The organism is Burkholderia sp. COPS (assembly GCF_019425585.1).
Taxonomy (GTDB): domain Bacteria; phylum Pseudomonadota; class Gammaproteobacteria; order Burkholderiales; family Burkholderiaceae; genus Burkholderia; species Burkholderia cepacia.
Genome location: NZ_WIXR01000037.1, coordinates 21,529 through 34,847, shown reverse-complemented (window position 1 = coordinate 34,847; position 13,319 = coordinate 21,529). Strand labels below are relative to the sequence as shown.

The window sequence follows — 13,319 nt, the reverse complement described above, 5'->3', positions numbered from 1 at the left end:
CCGCGTCGTTGATCGAGCGCAATCCGGCGCGGTTGCGGCATCGTTTGACGGTCGTCAACGCGGTGCGAAGGGGCATGCGTAAGGTGGTGTGAGGGCCGGCTTGCGCCGATGGCCGGAACGCGGCACGGCCGCGGGCGGGCGTCGCGCAAGCCCGCGAATCGTGTCTTCCACCGACCACGCGCCATGACCGAGATCGTTACCGTCACATTGAATCCGGCCGTCGATGTCTCGACGTCGGTCGAACATATCGTCGACACGCACAAGCTGCGCTGCGCGCGTCCCAGGCGGGACCCGGGCGGCGGCGGGATCAACGTCGCCCGGACCGTTCACCGGCTCGGCGGCGACTGCGTTGCGTTGTACCTGGCGGGCGGCCCGACGGGCGACGTGCTGACGCTGCTGCTCGAAGCCGAACACGTGCCGTCCGTCCGCCTGAGGATCGCCGGCGAGACGCGCGAGAACGTGTGCGTGACCGAGACCGCGACGGGGCGTGAATACCGTTTCCTGATGCCGGGGCCGTCGGTCACGGCCGCCGAGTGGCGCGACTGCGCGGCCCGCATCGCGGCCTTGCAACCCGCGCCGCGTTATCTCGTGCTGAGCGGCAGCCTGCCGCCCGGCGCGCCGGACGACCTGTATGCGACGCTCGCGCGGACGGCCGCCGCGAACGGCAGCCAGGTGGTCGTCGACGCGGCTGGCCCGGCGCTGCGCGCCGCCCTCGACGCCGGTGTCCATCTCGTGAAGCCCAGCCTCGACGAACTGAGCGCGCTGGCCGGTGAACCGCTCGACGAAGCGTCGGCATGCCGGAAGGCGGGCGAGCTCGTCGCGCAGGGGCGCGCCGACATCGTTGCGTTGACACTCGGCGCGCGCGGCGCATGGGTCGTCACGCGCGAGCGCGCGCTGCGCCTGCCGGGCAGGCCCGCGGCCGTGTGCAGCACGGTGGGCGCCGGCGACAGTTTCGTCGGCGGGATGATCTGGGCGCTGGCTCGCGGCGTGCCGTTCGACGACGCGTGCCGGTATGCGCTGGCGGCATCGGCCGCGTCGGTCGAGCATCCCGGTACGGCACTGTGTACACGTGAGGACGTCGAACGGATTCATGCGGAACTGGTTGCGCAGGCACGCGGCACGGCCATGGCGCGAGGCGCGGCATGAGCTTGCGCGCGATCGTCTGCCTGCTGCTGCTGTCGTGCCTGCCGCGGATGGCGTCCGCCGGCGCCGGTACGGTCGCGCCCGCGTCGCAACGCGTGCTGATACTCGTCTATCACCGGTTTGCGACGCAACGCTTGGATTCGATGACGGTGCGCACCGGGACATTCATCGACCAACTGCACGCGATCGAGGCGAGCGGCTACCGTATCGTGCCGCTCGCCGACGTCGTGCGCTGGCACGACGGCCAGACGGATGCGCTACCGGCGCGCGCGGTCGCGATCACGGTGGACGACGGTCACCGTTCCGTCTACGACGTGCTGCGCCCGCTGCTGGCGGCGCATCCGGTGCCGGTCACGCTGTTCATCTATCCGTCGGCGATTTCCAACGCCCGCTACGCGATGACGTGGGATCAGTTGCGCGCGCTCGGCCGATCCGGTGGATACGATATCGAGTCGCATACCTACTGGCATCCGAATTTCGCCACCGAGCGCGCGCGGCGCACTGAAGCGGATTACCAACGATTCGTCTCGTTCCAGTTGGGCCGGTCGCGCGAGCGGCTCGAGTCCGAAACCGGTCGGCCGATCCGGCTGCTGGCCTGGCCGTTCGGCGTCCATGATGCGCAGACCGACCGGCAGGCCGCTCGCGAAGGCTATGTCGCGGCGTTCACGATCGATGGCCGCCCCGTTCGGCCGACGGATTCCCCGATGGCATTGCCGCGCTATCTGATGACGGATGCGTGCGGCACGCGATGCATGAACGGATTGCTGCAAACCGCCGGGGAGCACCCGTGACCAGTCAGCGGATCGCGGGGTTACCGCGGTCGTTCGCCGATGTCGTCTCCGTCGGGGTTCACGCCGGACCGGATCCCGTGGAGCCCGCTGCATCGTCGCTGCGTTCCTGCCGCGATGTCCGCCGGCCGGCACGGCGGGATCGGCCGGCTTCTGCCAGCCTCTACTAGCCGGATCGACCATGCCGTGGAATGACGAACGCTATCCGCCGTCGATGCGGAACCTGCCGCCGCCGGTTCGCGGCAAGGCGATCGAGATCGCCAACGCGCTGCTGCGGCAAGGGCGCGCCGAGGGCAGCGCGATCCGTATCGCGATCGCGCAGGCGAAACGCTGGGGGCGGGTGCATGCTGCCTTTCGCCCACGCGGGTGACGGGCGGGGGCGTCAGGTCGATTCAGGTCGCGCTAGGCCGTGCAGGCATGCGGGGCCGGCGTGCGTTCGACGGATGCCGCATGCAGCCGCCCGGCCAGCACGCACGCAAGCAGCACGGCGGCGACCGCGATGCCGTGAAGCGGGTTGCGCAGGCACGACGCGACCTGCTCGCTCCTGCCGACGCCGAACAGGCACCACAGGCAGAAGTGCTCGCAGTTGTTGGTGAGCAGCCGGTAGCGGCATTCGCCGAGGCGCGAGGTTGCGCGCCGCGCCGCTTCCGTGCCGTCGTACGGAGCCCGCGCGTGCCGGACCATCGCGAGACCGAATCCGGCGCAGAAGTCGTCGAGGGAGACGACTTCGACCGGGCCGCCGCCCGGACTGCGTGCCAGGCCCGCGTAGTGGATCACGTTGCCGTCGCCGATGTAGATCCCGTGGTGAACGTAACCGGGGCGCCGGGTCACGAGGTGGGCGCCGACCGGAAGGTCGCGGTGCGGCGCGGCATCGTCGGCGTGGGCTGTGTTCGGGCGAGTCATGGCCAGCTCCTGGATCCGGTGGCGGCCGTGCGGAATACTTGCTTGCGAGCCGCGGTACGCGTTGCGTCCTGTCACGTCTCCAGTATTGGCGGCGGAACATGGCCGGACAATCAGCGCGGCCTGAGCTTGCTGTCCGACGTCGGGCCGCCGTGTCGGCGTTTTCCGACACGCCGCGCAATATCGGCTGACAGCCGGAACGGACAATGGCGCCGCACCGCCGTGCGCGGTGCGTCGTGCGCCGTGCGGGCCCGCCGCGTCGCCCCATCGTGAGCCGCGAGCCGGCACGCCGCGCCGCCGGCCGGTCGGGGGCGCTTGACCTGCATCAACGGGAAATCGACGTTCCGCGCGACGCTGGCGTCGTCAACGATGCGAATGCGTCACGTCGCGGCACGCCGGCCGTGACGCGCCCGGACGAACGAGCCGCATCGCCACCCGCGTGCCTGAATCGGGAGAACGAAATGCGGACTGGAATCGTCGGGTCGCTACTGCTGTCGACCTGTTTGATGGCCGCCGCCGCGAGCGTGCCGGCTCAAGCGCTGCCCGAGCCGGTCGAGCGCAACGGTGCCGTGTACATCACGGGCGGCGTCGGCGAGGAGGAAGTCGCGGCGTTTCGCGCCGCTGCGCCGCGTTACAACCTGCGGATCACGTTCACGACGAAGGCCGGTCATTACCTGTCCGACATCGACGTCACGTTGGCGTCCGGCAAGTCCACCATCCTCGACGCGCACACGGCCGGCCCGTTCCTGTTCGCGCGCGTGCCGCCGGGGCGATATACGGTATCGGCGCGCGATCGAGCCGTCCACGAAGTCCGTCACGTCGTCGTGCCGGCGCACGGCGCCGTCGATATGCGGTTCTACTGGCGGAACCCGGACCGGCGCGATGTGATGCGGCTTTGCAGCGGTTGTCCGGGCGCAGGCACGCCCTAGACGCGCATGGCGGCGGCGCAGCGCTTGTCGTTGATCTGCCTCACGCGGCTTTGCGGCGGATTCGCAACAATGTCCGCAGGAATTCGCGTCGCGAGGTGTGCATTGAAGAATCGGGCAATCGTTCATTGGCCGCGTGCCGGGCAACACCGGCACGAGCCGTTTCGACGCAGGTGGCAGGGCGCGGCGACGCTCGGCCGCGTGCTGGCGGGCATGCTGCTGGCGCTCGCGTGTGTCGCCGCCCGGGCCGGAACCGTCCCGGTGACGGTCGTCGATGCCGGCAGCGGCCGGCCGGTGTCGGGTGCGCTCGGTTATGCGTCGGGCAGCAGCCTGGTTGCATCGGCTGCCGGCATGTTTGCCGCGCCGGCGGGCGACGTGACGCTCAGCGTGACCGCGCCCGGCTATGCACGCGCGGAGGTCGTGCTCGCCGCTGGCGAGACGGCACGCACGGTGCGGCTCGTCCCGTTCCGTCCGAAGGCCGTCTACCTGTCGGTCTACGGTGTCGCGGATCGCACGCTGCGCGACGCGGCGCTCGCGCTCCCGGGGCGCACGGCCGTCAACGCGTTCGTGATCGACGTGAAGGGCGATCGCGGGATGACGCCGTATCGCAGCGACGCACGCGAAGCGATCGGCGCGGCGAGCGGCGAGCCGGGCCCGCGCGTCGCGGACCTGCCCGCGCTGATCCGCGCATTCCACCTGCGCGGGCTCTACCTGATCGCGCGCATCGTCGTATTCAAGGACGATCCGCTCGCGGCCGCCCATCCCGACTGGGCCGTGCGCGACGCGGCCGGTGGAATCTGGCGTGATCGCGAGCATCTGCGCTGGATCGATCCGACCGTGCGCGCCGCGTGGGAACACAACTACGATGTGGCCGAGGAGGCCGCGCGGATGGGTTTCGACGAGATCCAGTTCGACTATCTGCGCTTTCCGGATGCGGGCGGCCTGAGGTTCCACGAACCCAACACCGAGGCGAACCGCGTGGCCGCGATCACCGGATTCCTGGAGGGCGCGCGCGCCCGGCTGCGGCCTTACAACCGCTACCTGTCGGCCGATATCTTCGGCTACGTGTGCTGGAATGCCGACGACACGCAGATCGGGCAGCGGCTCGGCTCGCTGGGCGGGCTGGTCGATTACATTTCGCCGATGCTGTATCCGTCGGGCTTCACGTGGGGGCTGCCGGGCTGCCGCAAGCCGACCGACCATCCCGGCGAGATCGTCGGGCGGTCGCTCGCGGAAGCGATGCGCCGCACAGGGCTCGACGGCGTGCGGTTCCGGCCGTGGCTGCAGGCATTTCGCGACTATGCGTTCGACCGGCGCGCGTTCGACGCGGCAGACATCCGCGCGCAGGTCGACGCCGCGGACGCGGCCGGCACGGATGGATGGATGCTGTGGAATCCGCGCAATCGTTACGATCCCGCTGCGCTGCCGCGCTGACCGGTGCGCTGCTGTTCGCGCTGGCGCCGGCCGGCGCGCGCGCGGTGCGCGACGCGGCACCGGCGACGGCACCGGCACCGGCATCGGCATCGGCATCGGCATCGGCATTGGCATTGGCATTGGCATTGGCATCGGCGACGGCATCGGTATCGGCATCGGCATCGGCATCGGCGACGGCATCGGTATCGGCACCGGCGACTGCGACTGCGACGGCCACGGCCACGGCCACGGCCACGGCCACGGCCACGGCCACGGCGCCGCAACGCCAGGCCGCCGCGATCGATGCGGCGATCGCGGCCGAAATCGCCGACGGCCATCTTGCCGGAGCGGTCGTCGTGACCGGCGACGCGGACGGCGTGCAGGTACGCGTGGCGCGCGGCTTGCGGGTGACGGGTGAGCACGCGGAGGCGATGACGGCCGATACCGTCTTCGATCTCGCGTCGCTGACCAAGCCCGTGGCGACGGCAGTCGCAATATTCCAGCTCGCGGAGCGCGGCCTGCTGGGCCTCGACGCACCGGCCGCGCGCTACTGGCCCGCATTCGCGGCGCACGGCAAGGACACGATCACGATCCGCCAGTTGCTCGCGCACGTGTCGGGCCTGCCGGCCGGCGTGTCGTCGTCGCGCGCATTGCGCAGCCGTGCGGCCGTGCTGGCCGACATCGTCGCGATGACGCCCGCGGAGCCTCCCGGCACCCGTGTGCGCTACAGCGACGTCAACTACGTGGCGCTCGGCGAGATCGTCGCGCGGGTGTCGGGGCAGCCGCTCGACACATGGTGTGCGGGTCACGTGTTCGCGCCGCTCGGCATGGCCGATACCACCTTCAGGCCGGGCGCGGCGAAACGGGCACGCGTCGCGCCGACGCTCGTTCGCGACGGGCGGTTGCTCAGGGGGCGCGTGCACGATCCCGTCGCGGCGGCGATGGGCGGTGTCGCGGGCAATGCGGGGTTGTTCTCGAGTGCCGACGATCTGGCGCGTTTCGCGCGCATGCTGCTGAACGGTGGGACGCTCGGCGAGACACGCGTGCTCGGCGACGGCAGTGTCGCCGTGCTCGAGACGCCGGCCACGCTCGACGTCGAAGGCGACTGGCATACGCCCGGCTGGCGGGTCGGGCCGCCGCTCGTGGCGAACCGCTACCGGTTGCCGCCGGCCGGTGCGCTGGAGCATCTCGGCTATACGGGCACGGCACTGTGGATCGATCCCGTGACGCGCCGTTTCGCGATCGTGCTGACGAGCCGGCTGTATCCCGACGAAACCGGCACCGCGATGCCGCTGCGCGCGCTCGTGGTCGGCCTCGTATCGAGCGCGGCCGCGCCGGTGACGTCACTGCAGATCGCGACACGCGTGCCGACGATGGCCGCGGTCGTCGCGCAGGCCGGCCGGTTGCCGGTTTCGCGCGGGCCGGTGCTGGCCGGCATCGACGTGCTCGCGGCAAGCGGTTTCGCCGCCGTGGCCGGCAAGCGCATCGCACTCCTGACCAACAGGAGCGGCTTCGACCGGTTCGGCCGGCGTTCGGCCGACCTGCTCGCGCGGGTGCCGGGCGCGCGGCTCGTCGCGCTGTTCGCGCCCGAACACGGGCTCGGCACGGACGTCGACGAAACGTTCGGCGACACGACCGACGCCGCGACCGGCGTGACCGTTCACAGCCTCTACGGCGATCGGCGCAGGATCGCGCCCGAGTGGCTCGCCGACGTCGACGTGCTGGTGATCGACCTGCAGGATGCAGGCGTGCGCTTCTTCACGTATCTGGCCACGCTCGGCTACGCGCTGGAGGCAGCGGCCGCCGCGCACCGCCCGGTGCTCGTGCTCGACCGCCCCGACCCGCTGGGCGCCGACGTGGTCGGCGGCCCCGTGGCCGATGCGGAGCCGGCGACGTTCACCGGGTATTACCCGTTGCCGCTGCAGCCCGGCATGACGCTCGGCGAGCTCGCGCGGCTGTTCAATGCGCGTTTGCATATCGGCGCGGCGCTCACCGTGGTGCCGATGGCGAACTATGCGCGCGCGATGCGTTTCGACGACACCGGGCTCGGCTGGGTGCCCCCGTCGCCGAATTTGCGGGATGGCGCCGCCGTGTCGCTCTATCCGGAGACGGGGCTCATCGAAGGGGCGGCACTCAGCGTGGGGCGCGGAACCGCGACGCCGTTCGGCGTGGTCGGCGCGCCGTGGATCGACGGGCGCGTGCTCGCCGGCGATCTTCGCGCGACGGGGCTCGGTGCGACGTTCACGCCGGTCCGGTTCGTACCGGCGGAGGGGCCGTATCGCGGCCGGTTGTGCGAAGGCGTGCGCATCCAGCGGCTGCCCGGCGCGACGCGTCCGGGTGAAATCGGGCTGGCGCTCGCGCTGGCGTTGCGTCGGCGCTATCCGGTGCAATTCCGGATCGATGCGATCCGCGCGTCGATCGGCTCGCGCGAAGTGGCAGACATGCTGGATGCGGGGCGGCCGCTCGGCGAGATCGAACGGGTGGTCGACGCACGGAATGAAGCGTTCGCGCGCGAACGTGCGGCGTTTCTGCTGTACTGACCTCGGCGTCGCGCTGTCCTGCCGCGGCGATCACGGCTACCGCATATGCGATGCCGCGCACCAACGGATCGATGCGATTCTCCACGGTGTCGTGCAATGGCAAAATTTGCCAAAACATGCCGTTTTGTGGCTTTTCACGCGGATGTCATCTCGCGTCGCGATAGTGCGGAATCGCGCGCCAGTCCCGGGGATCTACCCGAGGAACGCGGCGCACTGCAACCGATACGCACGCTCCGAACGGGCGGTGCGTGACATCTCGACAGAAGGAGCGTGCCATCGTGAACGCCATCGCAGCGGCGGATGCTTACGACGTGATCGTCGTCGGCGCGGGCATCGTCGGCCTCGCCCATGCCTATACGGCGGCGCTCGAGGGGCTGCGCGTCTGCGTGGTCGAACGCGACGCCGCATGCGTGGGCGCGTCGATCCGCAATTTCGGTTTCGTCACGGTCACCGGGCAGCGCGCCGGGCACAGCTGGCGGCGTGCGCGGGCGAGCCGCGAGGTCTGGGCGGACGTGGCGCCGCAAGCCGGCATCGACGTGCTTCACCAGGGCCTGCACCTGATTGCGCGTCGCCCCGAGGCGATGCACCTGATCGATGCGTTCATGCAGACCGGGATGGCCGACGGCTGCCGGGTCATGACGCGCGGCGAAGCGGCGGCCGTGGCGCCGGAACTGCGGCTGGACGGCGCGCAAGGCGTCCTGCACAGCCCGCATGAACTGCGCATCGAGCCGCGTACCGCGATCGGGTTGCTGGCGTCATGGCTGGCCGAGCGCTTCGGCGTGCGGTTCCGCTACGGCGAGATGGTGCACGAGGTGCGCACGCCGACGGTACGCACGTCGCGCGGCGTGCTGCATGCGGAGCGCGTGATCGTCTGCGGCAACGCGGACAGTCGTCACCTGTACGGCGACTGGTTCGCGCGGCACGAGGTCCGCCTGTGCCAGTTGCAGATGCTGCGCGTGCGGCCGCGCCGCCCGCTGGCGCTGCGTGCCGCGGTGATGAGCGACCTGAGCCTGCTGCGTTACGCGGGTTTCGCGGCGCTGCCCGCCGCCGGCGCGTTGCGTGTGCGCCTGAACGCGGAGGAGCCCGTGTGCGTCGGGTACGGCATCCACCTGATCGTGGTGCAGAGCGCCGACGGCAGTCTCGTGGTGGGCGATTCGCATGAATACGGCGCCGCACCGCTGCCGTTCGCAACGCAGGAGATCGATGCGCAGATCCTGCGCCTGCTGCACGAGACGCTCGATGTGACGGAACTCGATGTGGTCGAGCGCTGGACCGGCAGCTATCCGTCGGCGCCCGATGCCGATTGCGTGATCGAAGCGCCGGACGACGGCACGCGTGTCGTGGTCGTGACGAGCGGCGCCGGGATGAGCACGGGCTTCGGGATCGCGCAGGACGTGTTTGCCGCGTGGTGACGGCATGGACGAGCCGGGGAGGCTCGCGCGGCCGAACCGGCCGGCGCCTGCCGATCGACAGCAGGCGCCGGCGCGATCATGCAGCCGTCACGTGTGACGGCGTGCGCCGCATTCGCCGCAGAACAGGTCGTCGGCGGCCATCGGCTTGTGACACTGCGCACACGCCGTGGCTTCGTCCGTGGCGGGCGAGGCTGTATCCGACGCCGGCAGCGAAGCCGTGCCGGCCGCACCGGCGGCGTGTGACGCGCGTGCTTTCGCGAGGTGATCGGCGGCGCGCTCGCGTGCCTGTTCGGCGTGGCGTTTCGCGTCCGCGACGTGCTGGCTCAGTTTCTCTTCGGTCGCGGAGAAATCGACACCGCTGACCGTCTGCAGATAGATGAGGCACGTGCCGTTGACGAACGTCAGGAACGGGATCACGAGGCCGATCGCGACCAGCAGGCCGTTGCCGAAGCCGTACGCGCCCAGATAGGCCATGCTGCGGTAGTCGAATCCGCCCAGACCGCCGAGCCCGCCTTCCGCCGCATCCGCGCCGAGGCCGTACGCGCCGGCATGGCGGCCGAAGCCGCCCAGGCCGCCGAGCGTGCTCATCAGGCCGCCCAGCGGGCTGGTGCCGGTGGCCGCCGAGATCGACGAGGCGATCGCGGCGCCCGTGCCGAGAATGCCGAGTACGACCGCGGACAGGACGCCGACGAGCAGCAGCAGCCCGAACATCCTGACGATCACGCCGAGCAGCTGGCGGCGGCCGATCTGCAGCAGGCGCGCGGCGGTCTGCAGCGTCGAGTTGCCTTGCCAGATGGCGGGCGCGGCCAGCGGATAACCGACGTACCACATGCCGGCGAAGATCGCGCCCGCGACGATCGCCGCGAGCGGATACGCGATCGCATAGAGCAGCGGGCCGAGGCCCGGGATCTTGCAGACCAGGAACACGATCAGCAGCGCGAGCAGGAACAGCACCCAGCCGACGGCGAGCAGCACGCCGACCCCGATCAGGCGGTGGACGGTGAACGTCGCCTGCAGCAGCGCGTCGACGAATCCGACCGGCTCGCCCTGGGCGTCGCGCATCAGCACGATGCCGACCGCGGAATAACCGATCAGCGAGATCGCGCAGGTCGCGATGACGAACAGCAGGCCGAGCACGGGGCTGTGACCGAGTACCTGGATCGTGAGCATGCCCATCAGCATGCTGGCGACGAGCGCGACAGCGCACATCGCGAGTGCGCGCCAGTTCGTGACGGCCTCGGCGGCGCGCAGTAGTCCGAACTTCCCCGACACGGGGGCGTGATCGAGCGTTGACATCGTTGAATCTCCTTGCAGGTGCGGGCGGGTCAGTGTGCGGCGGGGGCGTCGAGCAGCGCGACGACGGTGACGCCGTCGACCTGCGCGAGCTGGATGCTCGACTGCCGGACCGAGCCCGGCTTGCCGTTCAGGTAGACCTGGCTTTTCAGCGTATACGTGCCTTGCGGTGCACCCGAAGGCAGTTTCAGCGTGAAGCTGTTGTCGAATTCGCCGCTGCCCGGTGTCGCGTTGACGACCTTCTCGCCGCGCTTGAACTGTTCGCCCGACGGTGCATAGACGGTCACGACTTCCTTGACCTCCTGGACGGGCTCGTTCGTGCCGGACACCGCGCGAATCTGCGAGGCCAGCCTGATCGGCTCGCCGGCCTTGACGGCGGAGCGCGGCGTCACGACCGTGTTGTAGGCGTCGATCTTCGCGTAGGGCGGCAGGTTGTTGCGGTTGCTTGCGCGGTAATCGCGATCGACTTCGGCTGCCGTCTTCGTCTGCCGTGTCGCCACTTCGATCACGGCGCACGCGGCGAGCCCGGCCACCGCGCCGCCGATCGCGCCCTTGGTACCGCCGATCAGCGCACCGACCAGCGCGCCGCCGGCGCCGAGTGCGGTACAGCGCAGCACGGATTCGGACGAGATCCCGCCGGCGCCGTTCTGGGTGGCGCAGCCGCTGGCGAGCAAGGTGACCGCGCAGGCCGCGGCGAGGGTTTTCTGGATTGTCATGTCGGTCTTCTCCGGCGCTTCATTCAAGTGTGCTGTTGTTGCGCAGTGCATCCATCTGCCGTGCCTTTGCCTTGCCGATGAGCGTCTTCGCCGGACGGTTGCCGGGCTCGATCGCAAGGACGCTTTCCGCTGTCGCGATGGCCTTGTCGTACTGGCCGCGCGACAGGTCGCCCTGCGCGCGTTTCAGCAGGCCGTCGACGGCGGGCGATGCGGGGTTGGCCGCCGTGGACGGGTGCACGGGCGGTGCAGGGCGCGGCTTGTTGCGCGATGCTTCCGCAACGGCGGCGGGTGCGGCCGGTGAGGGTGCGTCGTCCTGCAGTTTCGCGAACGGCGACGTCTGTTGGGCGTTCGCCGATGCGGTCGGCGGGTTCGATGCGGGCGGTGTCGCGGGCACCGAAGGCGTCGCGACATTCGTGACGACGGCCGGGCCGGACGCGGGCGAGGCCGTGACTGCGGCGGCGGTGGCCGTATCGATCGGCGCGGACGCCGGTGTGTCGGCCGGCGTCGTCGCAACGACCGCGCTGGCGATGACGGTACCCGCTGCGGTGATGTCCGACGCGGCGTTGGCGGGAACGGCCGGCACCGTGGATGCGGCGACCGGCTCGGGCGTTGCGGGGGCGCTCGCCTGGCGGCCGTGCCACCAGAATGCGCCGCCCGCGCAGGCGACGGCGACCGCGACGCCCGCCGCAATGATCTTGAGTCTTGCCGACGTATCGTCGTTCGCCGGCGCGGGCTGTGCGATCGGCCGGGGCATCACGCCGGATGCCGGACGCATGGGTTCTGTATCCGGCACCGCCGCGGTATCGGTGTCCGGTACGTCGCGAGATTCGGCAACCGTTTCGACGGCGATCGTGTCGTCGGCGGCGAGCGCCGCTTCGGTGCTTGCCGATGTGCCCGCAGGCCCGGGCTGCCCATCGGTGACGACGGGCGAGACCTGCGACGCAGCGACCGTATCGCCGCGATGGTCTGCCGCTGCGTTGGGCGTGACGGTTGCCGCGACGCCGTGCGATGGCAGCGGTGCGCTTGCGCGACCCGATTCCGCATCTGCGATGTTCGCGACGTGCGGGATATCGTTCGAGGCGGTGTTCGCCGCCGGCGATTCGGCGCCGATGTCGTGCACAGGCGCGTGAGTCGATTCCGCGGCCGCGTATGCGGGTTGCGGTGCGGACTCGGCCGGTGGAGCGGGTGCGTCGGTTTCGATTGCGCCATTGTCATTCGCGGATGCGACGGGCGTCCCGCACTTGTTGCAGAAACGCTGGCCTGGCGTCAGAACGGCATGGCAGCTTCGGCAGGGTGCGCCGGCCGCTTCGTTCCGAGTGGCCGCCACCGGTGTTCCGCATTGCTTGCAGAATTTGAGCCCGACGGGCAGATCGGTCCCGCAGTGGGTACACGCAGTCATGATTCAGTAATCCTCTTCTTTTGAACGATCGACGTGAAGACGCCGTGCGAGCAAGCGCACGCATGTCCGAATCGCGGGATGGCGGCGTGTCGCCCGTGTGCTACGAAGGCACGCGACGCGGAACGGGCCGCTCGGCGCGGGATATCAGTCGAATTCGGGACGGCCGCGCGGGAAGTGGCGGCATGGAGAAGAAGAGATCCGGCCGACGTGGATCGGCACGTATGGCACATACGGCCCGACGGATCCGGATGTTCCGGTATTGAATGGCGAGTTCAAGCTTTCCCCGTTTCAGTCGCCAGGTTGAATCCGGCGGACTGTTTTCATTATTTGGATTGTTAATACGAATGGTCTTCTGCAGCGGATATTACACTGAAATTACGAGGTTTTGCCATTCGCCAATCGCGTGACGAAGTATGTCGACGGAGAGTTGCAAAGCACGGTAGCGAGTGCCTGGCGGCTTCGGAACGGACGTCATGGCGCAGGAAGAATTCCGCTCGAAAATGCGCATCGGCCGTCACAGCAGACAGACGCGACGCAGCGTGACCGTGCGCAGATACACGGATTTATCGAGCCACGGCACAAACACGTACTCGTCGTATGCGTCGCAGCCGATCAGAATCCAGTGGGACAGAACGTTGGACATGATGGTCTCCTTGACCCGGCTCGTTTCTCTCTTCGGGGTGGCGGGTGCCGACGTGCAGCTGTCGTTGTTCCGTCGTGCGCTCATACACGGTATACCCGGCGAGCACGGTACCTATTCCCGAAGCCGCGCGACGCATTTCCGCTGCA

Annotated in this window: 12 protein-coding genes; 8 read left to right on the top strand and 4 right to left on the bottom strand. The window is 69.7% G+C overall.

Translation table 11 applies throughout. The annotated features are described in order from the left end of the window. Nucleotides 1-183 precede the first annotated feature (183 nt). The 3 genes from FOZ70_RS27505 to FOZ70_RS27495 all read left to right on the top strand — a co-directional run bounded on the left by FOZ70_RS27505 (nt 184) and on the right by FOZ70_RS27495 (nt 2,301). The gene (locus tag FOZ70_RS27505; protein WP_219707244.1) at nt 184-1,146 is read left to right on the top strand and encodes a 1-phosphofructokinase family hexose kinase; all 963 of its coding nucleotides are present in this window, start codon (nt 184-186) and stop codon (nt 1,144-1,146) included. Then, nucleotides 1,143-1,934 (top strand): polysaccharide deacetylase family protein, encoded by a 792-nt coding sequence (locus tag FOZ70_RS27500; RefSeq protein ID WP_219707243.1) that lies wholly within the window; start codon nt 1,143-1,145, stop codon nt 1,932-1,934. The genes FOZ70_RS27505 and FOZ70_RS27500 overlap by 4 nt, the downstream gene beginning before the upstream one ends. Nucleotides 1,935-2,112: 178 nt before the next feature. Beyond that, on the top strand, nt 2,113-2,301 hold the full coding sequence (locus tag FOZ70_RS27495) for a hypothetical protein (protein ID WP_021163500.1): 189 nt from the start codon (nt 2,113-2,115) through the stop codon (nt 2,299-2,301). Nucleotides 2,302-2,333: 32 nt separating this feature from the next. Here FOZ70_RS27495 and FOZ70_RS27490 read toward each other — a convergent pair whose 3' ends face one another. After that, nucleotides 2,334-2,834 (bottom strand): lecithin retinol acyltransferase family protein, encoded by a 501-nt coding sequence (locus FOZ70_RS27490; protein ID WP_059709030.1) that lies wholly within the window; start codon nt 2,832-2,834, stop codon nt 2,334-2,336. 458 nt (nt 2,835-3,292) lie between these two features. Between FOZ70_RS27490 and FOZ70_RS27485 the strand changes: the two genes are divergently transcribed. The 4 genes from FOZ70_RS27485 to FOZ70_RS27470 all read left to right on the top strand — a co-directional run bounded on the left by FOZ70_RS27485 (nt 3,293) and on the right by FOZ70_RS27470 (nt 9,122). Beyond that, nucleotides 3,293-3,760, top strand: coding sequence for a hypothetical protein (locus FOZ70_RS27485; RefSeq protein ID WP_059491922.1), 468 nt, complete (start codon nt 3,293-3,295; stop codon nt 3,758-3,760). 210 nt (nt 3,761-3,970) lie between these two features. Further along, entirely contained in the window at nt 3,971-5,191 is a 1,221-nt protein-coding gene (locus FOZ70_RS27480; RefSeq protein ID WP_060322801.1) for a putative glycoside hydrolase, read from the top strand. Next, nucleotides 5,137-7,710, top strand: a complete 2,574-nt coding sequence (locus FOZ70_RS27475) for an exo-beta-N-acetylmuramidase NamZ domain-containing protein (protein ID WP_258025742.1) — start codon at nt 5,137-5,139, stop codon at nt 7,708-7,710. Before FOZ70_RS27480 ends, FOZ70_RS27475 begins: the two co-directional genes overlap by 55 nt. Before the next feature lie 278 nt (nt 7,711-7,988). Next, the gene (locus FOZ70_RS27470; protein ID WP_346656416.1) at nt 7,989-9,122 is read left to right on the top strand and encodes a TIGR03364 family FAD-dependent oxidoreductase; all 1,134 of its coding nucleotides are present in this window, start codon (nt 7,989-7,991) and stop codon (nt 9,120-9,122) included. Between the two features lie 87 nt (nt 9,123-9,209). Here the strand turns inward: FOZ70_RS27470 and FOZ70_RS27465 are convergent, their stop codons facing one another. Both FOZ70_RS27465 and FOZ70_RS27460 read right to left on the bottom strand, forming a co-directional pair. After that, nucleotides 9,210-10,418 carry a zinc ribbon domain-containing protein gene (locus FOZ70_RS27465; RefSeq protein ID WP_219707241.1) on the bottom strand — a complete coding sequence of 403 codons (1,209 nt, stop codon included), beginning with the start codon at nt 10,416-10,418 and terminating at the stop codon, nt 9,210-9,212. Between the two features lie 29 nt (nt 10,419-10,447). Then, nucleotides 10,448-11,131 carry a hypothetical protein gene (locus FOZ70_RS27460; RefSeq protein ID WP_224051807.1) on the bottom strand — a complete coding sequence of 228 codons (684 nt, stop codon included), beginning with the start codon at nt 11,129-11,131 and terminating at the stop codon, nt 10,448-10,450. A 29-nt stretch (nt 11,132-11,160) separates the two neighbouring features. Here FOZ70_RS27460 and FOZ70_RS38235 point away from each other — a divergent pair, with 29 nt between their 5' ends. Then, entirely contained in the window at nt 11,161-12,261 is a 1,101-nt protein-coding gene (locus tag FOZ70_RS38235; RefSeq protein WP_258025741.1) for a hypothetical protein, read from the top strand. A gap of 783 nt (nt 12,262-13,044) precedes the next feature. Here FOZ70_RS38235 and FOZ70_RS38230 read toward each other — a convergent pair. Continuing rightward, a complete protein-coding gene (locus FOZ70_RS38230; protein WP_021162513.1) occupies nt 13,045-13,173 on the bottom strand; it encodes a hypothetical protein in 129 nt (42 codons plus the stop codon). Between the last annotated feature and the right edge of the window lie 146 nt (nt 13,174-13,319).